This window comes from Youhaiella tibetensis (assembly GCF_008000755.1).
GTDB classification, from domain to species: Bacteria; Pseudomonadota; Alphaproteobacteria; order Rhizobiales; family Devosiaceae; genus Paradevosia; species Paradevosia tibetensis.
In genome coordinates, this window is the sequence record NZ_CP041690.1 from 1,008,825 (window position 1) to 1,025,186 (window position 16,362).

General features: G+C 64.6%; 19 protein-coding genes. 14 read left to right on the forward strand and 5 right to left on the reverse strand.

Translation table 11 applies throughout. From position 1 onward, the window contains the following. The first annotated feature begins 2 nt into the window (after window positions 1–2). The 5 genes from FNA67_RS04905 to FNA67_RS04925 all read left to right on the forward strand — a co-directional run bounded on the left by FNA67_RS04905 (window position 3) and on the right by FNA67_RS04925 (window position 4,798). Window positions 3–443 carry a type II 3-dehydroquinate dehydratase gene (locus tag FNA67_RS04905; protein WP_147655262.1) on the forward strand — a complete coding sequence of 147 codons (441 nt, stop codon included), beginning with the start codon at window positions 3–5 and terminating at the stop codon, window positions 441–443. Window positions 444–630: 187 nt separating this feature from the next. Beyond that, a complete protein-coding gene (locus FNA67_RS04910) occupies window positions 631–1,761 on the forward strand; it encodes an ABC transporter substrate-binding protein (protein ID WP_210246436.1) in 1,131 nt (376 codons plus the stop codon). A gap of 2 nt (window positions 1,762–1,763) precedes the next feature. Next, complete coding sequence (locus FNA67_RS04915; protein ID WP_049704167.1) at window positions 1,764–2,591, forward strand: ABC transporter ATP-binding protein; 828 nt, start codon at window positions 1,764–1,766, stop codon at window positions 2,589–2,591. Beyond that, window positions 2,584–3,408 carry an ABC transporter permease gene (locus tag FNA67_RS04920; RefSeq protein ID WP_210246437.1) on the forward strand — a complete coding sequence of 275 codons (825 nt, stop codon included), beginning with the start codon at window positions 2,584–2,586 and terminating at the stop codon, window positions 3,406–3,408. The genes FNA67_RS04915 and FNA67_RS04920 overlap by 8 nt, the downstream gene beginning before the upstream one ends. A 40-nt stretch (window positions 3,409–3,448) precedes the next feature. Further along, entirely contained in the window at window positions 3,449–4,798 is a 1,350-nt protein-coding gene (locus FNA67_RS04925; protein ID WP_147655264.1) for an NtaA/DmoA family FMN-dependent monooxygenase, read from the forward strand. 45 nt (window positions 4,799–4,843) lie between these two features. Here FNA67_RS04925 and FNA67_RS04930 read toward each other — a convergent pair whose 3' ends face one another. Further along, window positions 4,844–5,449: a PadR family transcriptional regulator gene (locus tag FNA67_RS04930; protein ID WP_147655265.1), complete on the reverse strand. Its 606-nt coding sequence runs from the start codon at window positions 5,447–5,449 to the stop codon at window positions 4,844–4,846. Between the two features lie 117 nt (window positions 5,450–5,566). Between FNA67_RS04930 and FNA67_RS04935 the strand changes: the two genes are divergently transcribed. Together FNA67_RS04935 and FNA67_RS04940 are read left to right on the forward strand one after the other, a co-directional pair. Continuing rightward, window positions 5,567–6,073: a flavin reductase family protein gene (locus FNA67_RS04935; RefSeq protein WP_049704171.1), complete on the forward strand. Its 507-nt coding sequence runs from the start codon at window positions 5,567–5,569 to the stop codon at window positions 6,071–6,073. Next, on the forward strand, window positions 6,070–6,486 hold the full coding sequence (locus FNA67_RS04940) for a riboflavin kinase (protein ID WP_210246438.1): 417 nt from the start codon (window positions 6,070–6,072) through the stop codon (window positions 6,484–6,486). Before FNA67_RS04935 ends, FNA67_RS04940 begins: the two co-directional genes overlap by 4 nt. 9 nt (window positions 6,487–6,495) lie before the next feature. On the opposite strand, the gene FNA67_RS04945 is transcribed toward FNA67_RS04940, so the two are convergent. From FNA67_RS04945 to FNA67_RS22230, 4 genes are read right to left on the reverse strand one after another with little or no spacing between them, the layout of a single operon-like run. Beyond that, on the reverse strand, window positions 6,496–7,788 hold the full coding sequence (locus FNA67_RS04945) for an NAD(P)/FAD-dependent oxidoreductase (RefSeq protein WP_147655266.1): 1,293 nt from the start codon (window positions 7,786–7,788) through the stop codon (window positions 6,496–6,498). A gap of 26 nt (window positions 7,789–7,814) precedes the next feature. Further along, window positions 7,815–8,603: a sulfite exporter TauE/SafE family protein gene (locus tag FNA67_RS04950; RefSeq protein WP_049704173.1), complete on the reverse strand. Its 789-nt coding sequence runs from the start codon at window positions 8,601–8,603 to the stop codon at window positions 7,815–7,817. Between the two features lie 15 nt (window positions 8,604–8,618). Next, a complete protein-coding gene (locus FNA67_RS04955; protein ID WP_147655267.1) occupies window positions 8,619–8,954 on the reverse strand; it encodes a protein tyrosine phosphatase family protein in 336 nt (111 codons plus the stop codon). Window positions 8,955–9,010: 56 nt separating this feature from the next. Continuing rightward, a complete protein-coding gene (locus tag FNA67_RS22230) occupies window positions 9,011–9,541 on the reverse strand; it encodes a YgaP family membrane protein (RefSeq protein WP_244616474.1) in 531 nt (176 codons plus the stop codon). Between FNA67_RS22230 and FNA67_RS04965 the strand changes: the two genes are divergently transcribed. The 7 genes from FNA67_RS04965 (at window position 9,519) to FNA67_RS04995 (ending at window position 16,362) form a co-directional block, all read left to right on the forward strand. Further along, a complete protein-coding gene (locus tag FNA67_RS04965) occupies window positions 9,519–10,580 on the forward strand; it encodes an ABC transporter substrate-binding protein (RefSeq protein ID WP_244616476.1) in 1,062 nt (353 codons plus the stop codon). The two genes, FNA67_RS22230 and FNA67_RS04965, sit on opposite strands and share 23 nt — an antisense overlap. 2 nt (window positions 10,581–10,582) lie before the next feature. After that, window positions 10,583–11,647: a FecCD family ABC transporter permease gene (locus FNA67_RS04970; RefSeq protein ID WP_147655270.1), complete on the forward strand. Its 1,065-nt coding sequence runs from the start codon at window positions 10,583–10,585 to the stop codon at window positions 11,645–11,647. After that, window positions 11,644–12,402 carry an ABC transporter ATP-binding protein gene (locus tag FNA67_RS04975; protein WP_147655271.1) on the forward strand — a complete coding sequence of 253 codons (759 nt, stop codon included), beginning with the start codon at window positions 11,644–11,646 and terminating at the stop codon, window positions 12,400–12,402. Before FNA67_RS04970 ends, FNA67_RS04975 begins: the two co-directional genes overlap by 4 nt. After that, complete coding sequence (locus FNA67_RS04980) at window positions 12,399–12,995, forward strand: hypothetical protein (RefSeq protein WP_147655272.1); 597 nt, start codon at window positions 12,399–12,401, stop codon at window positions 12,993–12,995. Before FNA67_RS04975 ends, FNA67_RS04980 begins: the two co-directional genes overlap by 4 nt. Further along, window positions 12,992–13,609 (forward strand): hypothetical protein, encoded by a 618-nt coding sequence (locus FNA67_RS04985; protein ID WP_147655273.1) that lies wholly within the window; start codon window positions 12,992–12,994, stop codon window positions 13,607–13,609. The genes FNA67_RS04980 and FNA67_RS04985 overlap by 4 nt, the downstream gene beginning before the upstream one ends. Next, the gene (locus tag FNA67_RS04990; RefSeq protein WP_049704179.1) at window positions 13,610–14,122 is read left to right on the forward strand and encodes a hypothetical protein; all 513 of its coding nucleotides are present in this window, start codon (window positions 13,610–13,612) and stop codon (window positions 14,120–14,122) included. A 383-nt stretch (window positions 14,123–14,505) separates the two neighbouring features. Beyond that, window positions 14,506–16,362 (forward strand): ABC transporter permease, encoded by a 1,857-nt coding sequence (locus FNA67_RS04995; protein WP_049704180.1) that lies wholly within the window; start codon window positions 14,506–14,508, stop codon window positions 16,360–16,362.

A 16,362-nucleotide genomic window follows, 5' to 3' on the forward strand; every position in this document is an offset into this window, starting at 1 on the left:
AGATGACGAAACCGATCTATGTGCTGAACGGCCCCAACCTCAACCGCCTCGGCACGCGCGAGCCGGAAATCTACGGCTCCACCACCCTCGCCGAAGTCGAGGCGATGTGCCGGCAGGCCGTCGGGTCGACCCCGCTGGTGTTCCGCCAGACCAACAGCGAGGAGCGCCTCATCGAGTGGGTGCACGAGGCGATAGACGAGGGGGCGGGGATCATCATCAACCCGGCCGCCTTCACCTTCACCTCGCTTGCCCTGCTCGATGCCCTCAAGATGTTCGGCGGCCCGATCATCGAGCTGCACATCTCCAACATCCACCGGCGCGAGCCGATCTATCATCGCTCCTACGTCTCGATGATCGCCACCTCGGTAATGGCCGGGTTCGGGGTCGAGGGCTACCCGATGGCGATCAGGGCCATGCTGGCGCGATTGGCCAGAGCCGGCTAGCCCGTCCTATTCATCACCGCGCGTTGCGGCCCCGCCTCCCAACCCAGGAGGCGGGGTATCGGCGTTCATGCCGACGAAAGGCTTATTCACATCACCCAGCCTTCCGTGAAAAACAATTTGCATAGTCAAGTTTGATCATATTATGTGGACCCGTCCCGTCGTAAAGAGCGGGGGTAGGGAGGAAATCTTGACTAACAGGCCCATTTTCAACGGTCGGTCCGCCATCAGCTATGGGCGATTCATCGCAGTGGCGGCTGCCGCTTCGCTCGCCATTGCCGCGTGCTCTTCGGAAAAGCCCAAGGCAGAGGCGAGCGCCGAGGCGATGCCGGCCAACGTGCTGGTGAGCAAGGCCGAGTGCGACCGCAACAAGGCGGCTGGCACCATCACCTACATCTCCGGCTACGGCTACTCGGCCAGCGCCGGCCAGCTCGACGTGTTCCTCGCCAAGGAACTGGGCTATTTCGATGCCCTGTGCCTGACGGTCGATATCAACGCCGCCGGCGGCAACGGCCAGCAACTCGTATCCTCGGGCCAGGCCCAGTTCACCGCGCTCGGCTCGGCGTCGGACGTGATGCTCGCGGCCGCCAACAGCCGCAACCTCACGGCCGTCGCCACCTATGGCAGCACCTCGCCCTTCTCGATCTTCGCCAACGAGGACGTGAAGAGCCTCAAGGATCTGGAGGGCCGCAAGCTCGGCTACTTCATCAACATCACGCCCATAGCGCTCGCCATGCTCGACGCCGCAGGGGTGGATGTCTCCAAGGTCGAGCTGGTCAAGATGACCAATTACGACCCGACCGTCGTCACCCGCGGGCAGGTCGATGCCATCGTCGGCTACGCCTCCAACCAGCCGCAGACGCTCAAGGCCATGGGCCTGCCGTTCAGCGAGTTCCTGCCGGGCGACCTGGGCCTGCAGGGCACCTACAACGTGATGGAAGTGAACTCCGAGTTCCTTTCCAAGCATCGCGAGGCCGCCGCCGACTTCATGCGCGCCTCCCTCAAGGCGCTCGATCTGTGCCTCGCGGACGAGCCCAAGTGCGTCGACATGATCTCCAAGCTCGCTGAGGACAACAACCAGGGTTCGGCCTTCCCGAAAGACCAGCAGGCCCGCACCTGGGGCGTCGAATCCGCCTGGGTCCGCGCCAGCGCCTTCGGTCCTCCGGGCGTCCAGACGGCAGACGAGTGGAAGAACGAATACGAAATGGTCCAGAAGTTCGGCGGCCTCAAGAACCCGCCGCCGCTGGAAAGCATGATGGATACCGAGCTCGTCGCCTCGCTCTACAAGGACGGCAAGCTCATCTGGCCTGAAAAGAAGTAACAATGTCTGCCCAAGCTGCACAGGCTCTGCGTCACGCCGACAACGACGTCGGCGTGCATGTGGAGAACATTTCCAAAAGCTACGGCGCCGGCGAGAGCCGCACCACGGTCCTCGACAAGGTCAGCCTGACCATCCGCAAGGGCGAGTTCGTTTCCGTGATCGGCCCTTCCGGCTGCGGAAAGTCGACCCTGCTCAAAGTCGTCGCCGGGCTTTCCGGCGCCGATAGCGGCCGCGTGATGATCAACGGCAAGACCGTTCGCGAGGCGGCAAAGGACAAGGCCATCGGCCTCGTTCCGCAGGCTCCTGCCTTGCTGCCCTGGCGCACCATTCTCGACAACGTGTCGCTGCCGATCACGGTCAATCCGGGTGCCAACCGGGGCCGGAACCTGCGTGATCCCAAGGAATTGCTGCGCAGCTTCGGGCTCGGCCACGCCATCGAGCGCTATCCCGCCCAGCTCTCGGGCGGCATGCAGCAGCGTGCCGCCATCGCCCGGGCTTTCGTGTTCGATCCGGAAATCCTGCTGATGGACGAACCTTTCTCGGCGCTCGACGAAATGAACCGCGACCAGCAGCGCATGGGCCTGCTCGATTTCTGGCAGTCCAACCGCAAGTCGGTGCTGTTCGTCACGCACTCGGTGCCCGAGGCGATCATCCTTTCCGATCGCATCGTGCTTATGGCCGCCCATCCGGGCCGCATTGCCGAGATCATCGACGTTGACCTGCCGCGCCCGCGCAACGAGGCGCTCTACGCTACCGACGCCTTCCGCGACCTTGAGGGTCACGTGCGGACGTCGCTGCGCAAGGTGATGATGGAGGCCGCCCGTGTCTGACACCGCAGCCGCAAAAACGGAATCCAAATCCAGGTCCGGCCAGCGCATCGTGCTCATGGAAGCGCTCTGGAACTGGGGCCTTCCCACGATCACCTTCGTGGTCGTGGCAGCGCTCTGGCAGTTCGTGGCCGTTTCCAACCCCTATGTGCTTCCCACCTGGGGCGCGATCGGGCAAAGCCTACTCAATGATCCGGGCATGTACTGGGCGAACCTGCTCGTCACCTGCCAGGAAATCGCCATCGGCGCCGGCGCGGGCATCCTTTTCGGCTTCCTGCTGGCGGTGGCCATGGCCGAGTTGCCCAGCATCGAAAAGGCGGTGATGCCCCTCATCGTGGTGGTCATGGTGACCCCGGTGGTGGCCATCGCGCCGGCCCTCGTCGTCGCCTTCGGCTTCGGTATGACGCCGAAATACATCGTCACGGGGCTCGTCGTGTTCTTCCCCATGCTGGTCAACTCGCTGGCTGGTCTGCGCGATGTCGACCAGAAGGCGCTCGACGTGATGAAGACGCTGCACGCCAGCCGCTGGGAGATCTTCCGCGACCTGCGCTTCCCCGGCTGCATGCCGTTCGTCTTCGCCGGGCTGCGCATCGCCATGCCGCTCGCCGTCGTCGGCGCCGCGGTGGCCGAATTCGTGGCCGCCGGCCAGCAGGCGGGCCTCGGTTCGCTCGTCACCATCGCGGCCGCTCAGGCCAACCTGCCCGTCACCTGGGCCAGCATTGCCCTTCTCTGTCTCCTGGGCGTCTTGCTCGTGTCGATCCTGGCACTCATCCGCAAGCGCGTCCTCTGGTGGAGCGATCAGGACGTGATCGGGCGCTGAGGCGCCCGCATCAAACTCGCAAAAACAGAAAGCCATATCGATGAAGAAGCTACGCTTTGGGCTGTTTGAAAACCCCCAGGCCAATGACTCCGGCACGTCCACGTGGCGGCATCCCGATAGCCAGCGCCACATGTTCGATACGCTCGCCTACTGGCGCGACATCGCCCGCATCTGCGAAGAGGCCAAGCTCGACTTCCTGTTCCTGGCCGACGCCTGGGGCTGGGCGGACGTGAAGGGCGAACGTCCCGAAATCTGCTCGCTCGAAGGGCTGGACCTGCCGCGCCTCGACCCGGCGATCGTCGCCGCCGCGCTCCTCGGCTCGACCTCGCGGCTGGGCCTCGTCATGACCGGCTCGACGCTGCTCGAGCAGCCCTATTCCTTCGCCCGTCGCATGCAGAGCCTCGACCATCTTTCGGGCGGCCGCATCGGCTGGAACGTGGTGACCACCGGCACGGCCGAGACGGCCGTCGCGGCCTTCGGCGTCGACATGGTGCCCCATGACGAACGCTACAACATGGCCGACGACTTCATGGAACTCTCCTACAAGCTCTTCGAAGGCGCCTGGGAGCCCGGTGCCGTCGAGCGCGACAAGAATGGGCGCTACGCCGACCCCTCCAAGGTCCACACCATCTCGCACGATGGGGCTTACTTCCGCTCGCATGGCTACGGCAATGCCTCCTACTCGCCGCAGGGCACCCCGGTGCTGTTCCAGGCCGGCTCGTCCGACCGTGGCCGCCAGTTCGGCGGCCGGCACGGCGAGTGCATCTTCCTGGGCGGCGGCACCATCCAGAAGCTGGCCGGGCAGGTGAAGTCCATCCGCGAGGAGGCCGTCGCCAACGGTCGCGATCCCAACTCGATCAAGATCATGAGCGCCTTCTCCTGCGTGGTGGCGCCGACCGAAGAGGAAGCCCGGCGCAAGCACCAGGAAATCCTCGACGCCCAGACCCCGGAAGTGGCGGTGTCCTCCTATGCCTGGTTCACGGGCCTGGACCTCTCGTCCTACGATCCGGCCACCAAGATGAGCGATCTGCACACCGAACTTTCCCAGACCCAGGTCGCCCGGTTCGGCGACAAGACGGTGGGCGACGTGCTCAAGGACTGGCATGCCCACGGCGTGCGGACCAACCCGTTCGTCGGCACGCCCGAGAAGATCGCCGACATCATCGTGGAGATGGCCGAGGGCGCCGACCTCGACGGGTTCCTGTTCACGCCGCTGATCCAGCCCGCCTCGACCATCGACTTCGTCGAGCAGGTGCTGCCGATCCTGCGCGCCCGCGGCGTGGCGGCCACCGAGTACGAAGGGGAAAGCCTGCGCGAGCGCCTGCTCGGCACGCCGACGCCCGTGCTGCGTGACGACCATCCGGGCGCCAGCTACCGCGCTTCGCGCTAAGTGACGACAGCGCCGACCGGCCCGACGGGCCGGTTGGCGTCCATCCTATTCTGCGGGAGAACTTTCGCGCGGACGCGGCGCTTCGCCTTCTCCGGCAAAGACGTATTCGCCTGCAACGATACGGTCATAGAGCCCGCGCGCCCAATCCTGTTCGGCACGCAGGCGCAGCGAGGACAACTCGAAGATCTCGCGCACATAGGCGGGAGTGGTGGAGGAACGGGCGACATCCTTGATGTCGAAGCCGTTGCTGGCGATCTTGGCGTCGATCTCGGTAATGCGGAACTTGAGCGCCGCGATCACCTCGGCCCTGCTGAGCAGGAACATGAACGAGGTCAGCGCCATCACCGGTTTGGTGTCGAAAGTCTCGACCGTCCAAAGGTTCTGCCGCAGGAGCCGCATCAGCTCGACTTCGCCCTGCGGGGTCATCTGGTAGATGGTCCGCTCGGGCCGCTTGCCGGCCGCCTCGGTGCCACTCTCATCGATATAGCCGTCCTGCTTGAGCGAGCGCAGGGCGTTGTAGATCGAGCCGGGCTGGATATTGGCCCACTCATCGACGTGCCAGGTCATCAGCTCTCGGCGCAGGAAATATCCGTGCACCGGCTGAAACTGGCGGACTGCTCCAAGAACGACAAGGCGAGTGATCGAAGACACGTCGCGACACTAGGGGACGACGCTGCCCGACACAATAGAGGCAGCTTGCTCGGCGCCAAGAAATTGACTAGATGTGTTTGAACTAATCAAACTTGACTATATGCCTGGGAGGACGTGATGGCTGGTGTGGTGGACAAGGAATTCATTTCTCCTCACGCGGCCTTGCGAAAGGCCTTTTCCATGTTCCCCACCGGCGTGGTGGCCATGTGCGGGCTGGAGGCGGACAAGCCGCTGGGCATGGCGGTCAACTCGTTCAGCTCCGTCTCGCTCGAACCGGCCCTGGTGGCCGTTTGCGTCGCCCATACGTCCAGCACCTGGCCGCGCCTCAACAGCCTGCCGCGCATCGGCCTGAGCGTCCTCGGTTCGGACCAAGAAATGCTCTCTCGCCGCCTCTCGTCCAAGGCAGCGGACCGCTTCGAGAACGCACGCTGGCAGGCCAACGAGGAGGGAGCCGTCTTCATCGAGGGCGCCACGCTCTGGCTCGAATGCGCCATCAACGAACGCGTGCGCGGCGGCGACCACGATATCATCCTGCTCGAAGTGCTGTCCTCCCAGCTCTTCCCGGAAATCGCCCCGCTCGTCTTTCACCAGAGCCAGTACCTGGGCCTCTCGGCCGCCCCGTGACCCCTGCCGCCATGCCGGAACTGCCCAGCTTCGCCGGCCTCGTCGTCCACGGCCACAAGCGCGGCCGCATCCTCGGTTTCCCGACGGCCAATATCGCGGTGGATAGCGGCGGGGAGACCATCGAGGACGGGGTCTTCTCCTGTTGGGCGAAGGTGCCCGACATGGCGGGGCTGGTCGGCGCCACGGTGAGCGTCGGGCGCAATCCGACGTTCGACGATGTGACCGAGAGGCGCGTGGAGGCTTACCTCCACGATCTCGACGCCATGCTCTACGGCATGCGGATTGCGTTTTTTGTCGTGCATCGACTGCGCGATACGATGCGCTTTGCCACCGTCGCGGACCTCATCGACCAGACGGCGCGGGACGTCGAGCGCTCCCGTCGCCTGCTGGAAGAGGAGCGCCCGAACCTCTAGAAAGCGCCGCTATTCGGCGTTTTCGCGCATGGGCTGCTTGAGCTTGTTGATCCCCAGCATCTGCAGCGCCAGGTGCTCGTAGAACGGCTCGGCCTGTCCCGAGCGCATCTTACCCAGGAAGTATTTCTCGAACCCGATCTTGGCCAGGTGCACCCATTTGCCTTCGGACGCCCAGTTGACGTTGCGCGGCGGAATCTGCGGCTGCGCCACGAAGGCTATCCCGGTGTCGCCGAAATCGGCCAGGCAGATGGCATTCCAGGTCGGCACCGCGTCCGGCGCTTCGCCGGCAATGAGGCGTGCGATGTTCTGGGCGGTGGCGGTCACCATCGATTCGATCATGAAGCCGGTTTTGGGCACGCCCACCGGCACCGGTGTCTTGCCGGTCGGCGGGATGGCCACGCACACGCCCACCGAGAACACTTCCGGAAAGGCCGGGTTGCGCTGGTACTTGTCAGCCAGAATGAAGCCGCGCGGGTTGGTGAGACCCTCGATGCCGCGCACTGCCTCCACGCCCCGAAAGGCCGGCAGCATCATAGCGTAGCTGAACGGAACCTCATGGGTCCTGGCGACGCTGCCATCCTCGGCAATTTCGGAGACATGGACCTTGCCGGGCTCGAACCGGTCCGTCCGCGCATTGCAAATCCACTTGATGTGGCGCTCGCGCATGGCGCTTTCCATCAGCCCCTTGGTGTCGCCGACCCCATCGAGCCCCAGGTGCCCGATATAGGGCTCCGAAGTGATGAAGGTCATCGGCACCCGGTCGCGCACCTTTGCGTCCCGCAAGGCCTTTTCGAGGATGAAGGCGAACTCGTAGGCCGGCCCGAAGCACGAGGCGCCCTGGACTGCCCCGATTACCACCGGGCCGGGATTCCTCACCAGTTCGTCAAAGACCGGCTTGGCCTTGAGGGCGTGATCGACGAAGCAGACCGATTGCGTGTTGAGCTCGGGGCCGAAGCCTTCGATCTCATCGAACGCCAGCTCGGGACCGGTGGCGATGACGAGATAGTCGTATCGCACCTCGCTCCCATCGAGCAGTTCGATACGCTTCTCGTCCGGATGGAGGCGCTTGGCGCCCTGCGGGAAGAGCGCGATGCCGCGCTTCTTGAACACCGGCTCGAGATCGACGGTGACCGCGGCACGCTCTCGCCAGCCGACCGCCACCCAGGGATTGGAAGGAACGAAAGAATATTCGCTCCCCTTGTTGATCACCGAAATCTCGTGGCTCGACCCCAGCGCGTCGCGCAGTTCGTAAGCCATGATCGTGCCGCCAAGTCCGGCACCAAGAACAACGACATGAGCCACTTCGGTTTCTCCCATTGTGTGGGCGTTCAGCTCAGGAACGCCGCCGCAGATTTCCAGGCCATGTAAAGCGCGACGACCAGGATCATCGCGGCGAAGGCAGAATTTAGCAGGCCGCGCCGGGGCGCCATTTGACCTGCGACAAACGCCCCGCCGATGCCGCCCGCCACGCCCCCGCCGATGAAGACGGCGGCCAGCGGCCAGTCGACGAGACCGGATCCGGCATAGTTGAGGGCGGTGGTGACGCCGAACGCAGTGACCGCAACCAGCGAGGAACCAATGGCGCTCAGGATGGGCATGCCGGTCGCGGCGATGAGGCCCGGAACGATGAGGAAACCTCCGCCGATGCCGAAAAAGCCGGAAAATGCGCCCGTTGCCGCGCCGAAGCCGAGGGTCTTGGGTGCATTGGCGAGCGTGCAATCATGGCCGGCGCGGGGCGCCGCGTTGCGGTGGCGCAGCATCATTCCGGCCACGAACAGCATCAGCAGCGAAAACAGGAACAGCAGCTTCTGGCCATCGAGCGCCTTGCCCAGGGTCGAGCCCAGAAACGCGCCGACAACACCAGCCGCCGAATAGATGAGGGCGCAGCGCCAGCGCACGTTGCCCTTGCGCGCATGGGTCACGAGGTTGGCCGCCGCGTTGGCGGCGACGGCCAGTGCGCTGGTGCCGATCGCCATATGCGCGCTCGGCACGCCCACCACGTAAACCATGAGCGGGACGGCGAGGATGGAGCCCCCGCCGCCGAACAGTCCCAGCGTGAAGCCGACCAATACGCCCGACAACGACCCCAGCAGATACTGGATCGGCTCTAGATACATGTCTTGGTCCGTTTATCAGCGGCTGGCGGCGAGGGCGGTGTTGTAGAGCGAACCCGCGCGGGCGCCCGACCGGCAATAACCGTACATCGGCTTGGGCAGATCCTTGAGCGCCTGCGCCATCCGGCTCTGAGCGCTCTCGCTGATGCCACCGGAAATGGGGATGTAGACGGCCTTGAGCCCCAGTTTCTCGGCTTCGGCTTCGATCATCTTGAAGCTGGGCTGGCCCGGCTCCTCGTTATCGGGGCGCGCGCAGACGATGGTCTTGAAGCCTGCCGCGGCCACGTCGCGGACCTGCTCGGGCAGGACCTGGCCGGCAACGGCGAAATTGGCGTCGATTGTACGATAGTTCATTTTCTTGTCTCTGGAGGTGTTGAAGGGCCACATGGTCACGATCCGTGGGGAGGGGTTCAGGCGCGACGCCTGCCGCGGGTGTTGAGCCCGAGCGCGGCGTAGATGGGGCAGAAGCTGAATACAGCCGTGGCGAGGAGAACCACGCCGACGATGATCGCCGCCCAGAAGGCCAGCGCGCTCGCCCAGATGGGCCAGCCCGTCAGGAACGGAGCAGCGATGAGAAGAGCGCCGATGATCAGGCGCGCGATGCGGTCTGGAGTTCCAACGTTTTGCATAGCGAGCGTCTCCGCTTTTGCCATTCGGCCGCAATCCCGGCGGCCTCGTAATCGATATATATGCGAATATTCTAATATGTCAATGTAATCATGAAATTTGCTGGGCGACGGCGCGGGAAGGGCATCCGCGGGTGTCCACAATGTCGCAACGTGCGCGTGGATTTTAACTTGACTAAACAAGTCCACAATCGCTACGAAAACCTGACTTTCAAGATCATGATTGAGTGTGGGCGAAGCAGGAGAGACTTTCATGTTGGCAAACAGGGCTGCCATAAAGCGGGCTGGCGCGATGGCGCTTGCAGCGTCGATCATCGGAGCCGGAGCGTCCTTCTCGCTCGCCGATGACATCGTGATCACCGACCACGAGAACCGTGAAGTCCGCCTGCCGGCGCCTGCCGAGCGCATCGTGACCATTCCGATGCCCATGGCCTCCGGCGTCATTGCGCTCGACGGCTCGGACAGCAAGCTGGTCGGGCTCAACCCGCTCTCGCTGACGGCGATCCGCGAAGGCATCCTGGGCAAGATTTTCCCCGAGGCGAACAATATCTCGGACGCGGTGACCAGCACCGACTTCATGCCCAATGTCGAGGCCCTGGCGGCGGTCAATCCGAACCTCGTGGTGCAGTGGGGCGGGCGCGGTCCCGAGATCGTCGACCCGATCACCAATGCCGGGCTCAACACGCTCCTCATCAAGTACGGCACCGAAGATCTCACCCGCCAGTACATGACCATGGTGGCGACGGCCATCGGCAAGCCCGAGCGCATCACCGAACTGGTGGAATGGCGCGACAAGGTGGAAAAGGATATCGCCGCCAAGACCGCGGCGATCCCCGAGGACGAACGGCCGAACGTGCTTTATCTCGGGCGCTCGCTCAGCGACATTACCGCTTCGGGCAGCAAGGGCAATTACAATGCCTGGTACATCGACCTCGCCGGGGGCAAGAACGCTGCCGCCGAACTCGAAGGCAGCGTTTCGATCAATCGCGAGCAGATCGCTCAGTGGGACCCGGAAGTCATCCTGCTCAACAGCTTCGAGCCCAACCTGGACGTGAGCTGGGTCTATGACGATCCGATCCTCTCGCTCACCAAGGCCGCCCAGAACAAGCGCGTCTACAAGATGCCGCTCGGTGGCTACCGCTGGGACCCGCCGAACCAGGAATCGCCGCTGACCTGGATGTGGCTCGCCGATCTGCTGCACCCGGAAGTCTTCGACTACGACCTGCGCGCCGAGATGAAGAAGGCCTACAAGGTCCTCTACAATTACGAACTGAGCGACGCCGATATCGACGGCATCATCTGGACCGCCCAGCAGGGCGATGCCGCCGGCTACGATCAGTTCAAGGCCAACTGATCATGGCGGCCACAGCCGATGGGGTGGCGGACGATGTCCGCCACCGCTGGAGCCGGGCAGGGGCCCTGGCTCCCTTCGCCGTCTTCACCGCATTGCTGGCGCTCAGCGTCCTGGTGAGCCTGTGCGTAGGGCGCTTTTCGGTCTCCGTCCCACGCGCCATCGAAATCCTTTTCTCCTTCATCACCAATCCCGGCCGGGCCATCGAGGCGATGGACGAGCGCATCGTGCTGCTGGTGAGGACGCCGCGCGTCGTGCTCGCCGCCTTCTCGGGCGCGGCACTGGCGACCGCGGGCGTGGCGCTGCAGGGTGTCTTCCGCAACCCGCTGGTTTCCCCCGAAGTGCTGGGCATCTCCCAGGGCGCCGCCTTTGGCGGAGCGCTGGCCATCACGCTCGGCATCTGGGGCATTCCGCTCCTTGCGGTCGTCTTCGTTTCCGGCCTTTCGGCCCTGATCTTCGTCGGATTGCTTGCCCGTATCGATGGTCGCACCGAAATCATCACCGTGATCCTCTCGGGCATGGTGGTCGGCTCGCTCTTTTCGGCCTTCGTCTCCCTGCTCCAGTTCATCGCCGATCCCAATTCCTCGCTTCCCGCCATCGTCTACTGGCTCATGGGTTCGTTCGCGACGGCGACATGGGAACGTGTCCTCATCTCCGCGCCGGGCCTTCTCATCGGCATGGGCTTGCTCTGGACGCTGCGCTTCCGGCTCAATGTGCTCTCGCTGGATGACGCGGAAGCCCGCAGCCTCGGGGCCAGGCCGGAGCTCGAGCGCTGGATGATCTTCGGCCTCGTGGCGCTGGTCGTCGGGAGCCAGGTCGCTGTCTCGGGCATCGTCGGCTGGATCGGCCTCGTCATCCCGCACGCCTCGCGCCTCATGGTGGGACACGACCACCGCCGCGTGCTGCCGGCTTCGGCCGTGCTTGGCGCTGCCTTCATGGTGACCATCGATACGCTGGCGCGCACGGTCACCGCCGCCGAGATTCCGCTGGGCGTCCTCACCGCCATCGTCGGCGCTCCCGTCTTCGCCCTGCTGCTGCGCCGGCACTATCGTGACAGGAGTGCGCGATGATCGGACTGACCGACGCCACCGTGCGTTTCGGTAACCGCACGGTTCTCGATCGCCTGACCTTCGAGGTGCCCAGGGGGCGAAGCCTGGCGATCCTGGGGCCCAACGGTCGCGGCAAGACCACGGCGCTGCGCGCCATGCTCGGCTTCCAGCCATTGGCCTCCGGCACCCGCTCCGCGCCGCCCGTTGTCGGCTACGTGCCGCAATATGCCTCGAGCAACCAGAGCTATCGCGTGCTCGAGGTCGTAGTCATGGGGCGTGCAGCAGGGCTGGGGCTCTTCGGCCAGCCCCGGCCGGCCGACTTCGAGGCGGCCTATGCCGCCCTCGATCAGGTCGGCGCCACGCGGTTCGCCCAGGATCGTTTCGACCGGCTCTCGGGCGGCGAGCGTCAGCTCGTCCTGCTCGCTCGCGCACTGGCGACCGGCTCTGACGTCCTCGTTCTCGATGAGCCGGGCTCGGCGCTGGACCTCCATAACCAGGAGCGATTGCTCGGGCTGCTCGGCATGCTGCGCCGCCCCCGTGATCGCGCCATCATCTTTACCACCCACGATCCCAACCACGCCCTGGCTGCCGCCGACGACGCCCTGCTGATGATGCCCGAGGGCGGATGCATTTTCGGCCCGATCGCGGAAACGGTCGTGCCCGAGCATCTCGAGCGCCTCTACGGCGTGCCGATGCGTTCGATCCAGGTTCCAGGCGCCAACGGCCCGCCCCACGACGCCATCCTTCCCGCCTTTGCCGGATACCCTGCCGCATGAAAGTGCTCCTCATTCACTCCCACTTCGGGCCTCCGCCCGCGACCTATGCCGACCACATCGCGGCAGGTCGTCTCTCGGTCATCCGCGAGCGCGACCTGAGCGCCGACGACCTGGCCGGGGCCGGTGGGCTCATCACCACCAACCACCTCGACCAGATCGGTTTCATGCACTATGCCGAGGCCATCAGAGCGTTCCTCGCCAGGGGTGGGCGCTGGTTCTTGAACGGTCATATCCTGCGGCCGTTCGTCGAAGGGCTGGGCAATTATGTGCCGCTCGATCGCCCCAAGCGCGCCGATCTGGTGCTGACCCGGCTCAACAGCCATCCCGTTTTCGATGGCATCGATCAGTCCAGCCTTGAAGAAAACCGCGGCGTCGCCGGGTTCTATGGTCGCGGCCATAACCCGCTGCCGGTGGACGGGCTGGCGGTCAACGGCATCGGGCCGCAAATGCTGCCGGTGGACTGGGAATGGTCCCTGCCGACGGGCGGCCGCATCTTTTCCCATGCGGGCAACGACCTGGGCAGCATGACGGGCGAGCGCGGCCTGGTGCTTGCCGATCGCATCGTCGAGTGGGCGGAGGCAGGCGCGAAATGAGTATCCTGGCTGTTCACCCCGGCGCCTATTACCACATCGAGAGTTTTGAAAGCCCGCGCTTCGCCGGCTATTTCGAAAAGCTCGTCCGCCCCGAAGACCTCGGGTCCGTGGACCTCGACGCCTTCAATGTCGTCCTCATCCCCTGCCGCACGCCTGCCGACCGGATGGAAGCGAGCAAAGAGCAACTCCTGGCCTATCTCGACCAGGGCGGCACGATCGTGGCGACTGGCGAGAGCGAATCCCAGCTGTTCCTGCCCGGCATCGCCTTCACGCCTCAACCCACTAACTTCTGGTGGTGGCTGACCCCCGGCGCCGACCTGGGGGTGCGCATCGCCGCCCCTGATCATCCGCTGTTCGCCAGGCTTACCCAGCGCGACGTCACCTGGCACCTGCACGGCTGGTTCGATCCGCCCGAAGGCGTCCAGGTGCTGGCGGTGAACGGGGAGGGAAAGCCCATCCTCTATATCGACGAGGTGACCACGCGCGGGCGCATGGTCATTACGAGCCTCGATCCCTTCTTCCACCACGGCTCGCATTTCATGCCGGCCACCACGCGCTTCCTCGAAGGCTTCCTGCCCTGGATGCGCAACGACCTAGACCGAAAGGCAGACTGAATGTCCCAGACCCAACTGCACGTGCTCGAGAACGGCAAGGACCTCACCTATACCTTCGCCGACCTGATGCACTATCACGGCTTCGGGTTCCCGGGCGGCGTCGCCCATGCTTTCAAGGTCATGGAAATGGCTCTGCCCCTGCTGGGGGACGGCGCGCCCTGCGAAAGGCGCGAGATCGACATCCGTACCGCTTTCCGCGGCCCGGGCGCCCGCGACGCCTTCGAGATGGTGACGCGCTCGCTCACCGAAGGGCGCTACGTGGTCGATCCGGCCCTCGAACGGCCCGAGCGCGGCGAAACGCTCATGCGCTACGTCTTCCTCCTCACCTATCGCGGCAGGTCCGTACGCCTGCAGATTCGCGAGGGTCACGTGCGAGACGAGTTCATCGCTCTCGGCCGCAAGAGCGACCGTACGCCTGAGGAGGATACGCGCCTCACCTGGCTCAAACAGGAAATGTCCGAGCGCCTGCTCTCGCTGCCGGCCAGCGAAGTCTACATGGTCGCCGAGGACTAGGCGCTTCCTCGCCTCGAGAACGGTTTCGACATGGTCAGAAGGGCGGCAGGGTGCAGACCCCGCCGCCCTTTTCCGTTTCATTTCGCTGCCCCCATTTCTCGCGAGTCGCTCGATGCACGCGAGTGCAAGAATTGCAATCCGCTGTGCAATAGCCCCGATTTACAAGGCCAGAAGTGGCTTTTGCACACCTGTGCAAAAATGACTTGACTAACCCCGAACCCGTAAGGATGAATGGAGGCAACGAAAGAGCAGGGCGCCACGCGTGCTGCTGCACGGGATGGGTAACAGCCTGGCCGTGCCATTGGAGGAGGAATCGGCATGAAGGGCAATCGGTCCCTTGTGGGGCCCGTGTGCGTCGCTGACGCTCAGGGTGCCGTGCAGCAATGAGTGCGGAGCCAACCCGGGTGGATGGAGCGCGCCGCGAGCTTGCTTCAGACCGCGTCTCGACATCGCGGTGGAACCGCATCGTTTATGCCGTGCGCATTGCGGCGCGGGAGCCCACCACGCTCATCGGCATCCTGACGGCGCTGCTCTTCACATACCTGATCATCGTTCCCATCGTCTCGATGCTGACCGATGCGGTTTTCGTGCAGTTCGGTGAGGAGCGTCGCGCCGGCGGCCCCGCGGGCACGCTCACGCTCTATTATCTGGCGCGCACGTTCACTTCCCCGGTCGCTTCCGACCTCTTCTGGACGCCGCTCTTCAACACCCTCTCGATCGCCTTCGGGTCGATCGTGCTGGCCGTCACTATCGGCGGGAGCCTCGCCTGGCTGCTCAGCCGGACCGACATGTTCGCGCGCAAGTGGTTCGCCACCGCGCTCATCGTACCCTACATGCTCCCGGCCTGGACCTTTGCGCTGGCCTGGACGACACTCTTCAAGAACCGCACGATCGGCGGCCAGCTCGGCTGGTTCGAGGCCATGGGGCTGACCCCGCCCGACTGGCTAGCCTATGGGCAATTGCCCATCACCATCATTCTTTCGCTGCACTATGCGCCCTTCGTCATCCTGCTCTTCGGCAACGCCCTGCGGCGCTTCGACTCCCAGCTCGAGGACTCCGCGCGCATTCTTGGCGCCCGGCCGCTGACCGTCGCCACCAAGATCGTGCTGCCCCTGATGCTGCCGGCCCTGCTCTCGGCCGTGATCCTGATCTTCGCCAAATGCCTGGGCGAGTTCGGCGTGGCCTATGTCCTGGGCCTGCCGGTCAAGTTCGACGTGCTGGCGACTTCGCTCTACCGAAACATCTCCTCGCGCCATGTCGGGGTGGCCGCGGTTCTGGCCGGCTCGATCATGCTGATCGGCATCATCTCGCTCATGGTCGATGCCAAGCTGGTCAAGGAAGCCCGTCGTTTCGTCACCATCGGCTCGAAGGGTTCGATGAACCGCAAGGCGCAACTGGGCATCTTCCGGATGCCGGCCAGCGCCTTTGCCGCCCTCGTCTTCGCGCTCAGCGTCGGCCTGCCATTGCTGACCCTGGCTCTGTCCACGGTCATGAAGGTGCCGGCGCAGTTCACCCCGGACAATTTCACCCTCGACTACTGGATCGGTACCGACGTCCATACCGTGGCGCTCCAGACTGGGATCCTGCTCAGCCCCGATCTCTGGAATGCCGCCTGGAACAGCCTGTCGATCGTGGGCCTGGCATCCATCACTTCGGGACTGCTCGGACTGCTCGTCGGCTACGTTGTGGTGCGCACGCCCATCCGCCCGCTCGGCACCTTCCTGCGCCAGGTGACGTTCCTGCCCTATCTCGTGCCGGGCATTGCATTCGCGGCGGCCTATCTCTCGCTCTTCGCCGTGCCCCGCGGCCCCATTCCGGCACTCTACGGCACCGTCTTCATCCTCATGCTCGCGCTGATCGCCGAGCAGATGCCCTATGCCTCGCGCGCCGGCATCTCGGCCATGATGCAACTGGGCAAGGACCCGGAAGAAGCGGCCCAGATCGCCGGGGCCGGCTGGTTCCGCCGCCTCGTGATGATCGTGCTGCCGATCCAGAAGGGCTCGCTCGCCACCGGCATTCTCCTGCCGTTCATATCGGGCATGAAGGGGTTGAGCCTTTTCGTCGTGCTCGCCGTGCCCAGCACTGACGTGCTGACGACCTTCTCGCTGCGCCTGGTCGACTACCATTACACCCAGGCTGCCAACGCCGTGGTGCTGATCGTGGCCGCAATCGCCTATTTCGGCACCGTACTGGGCCAGAAACTCACCAAGACCAATCTCGCTGAAGGACTGGGTGGCTAA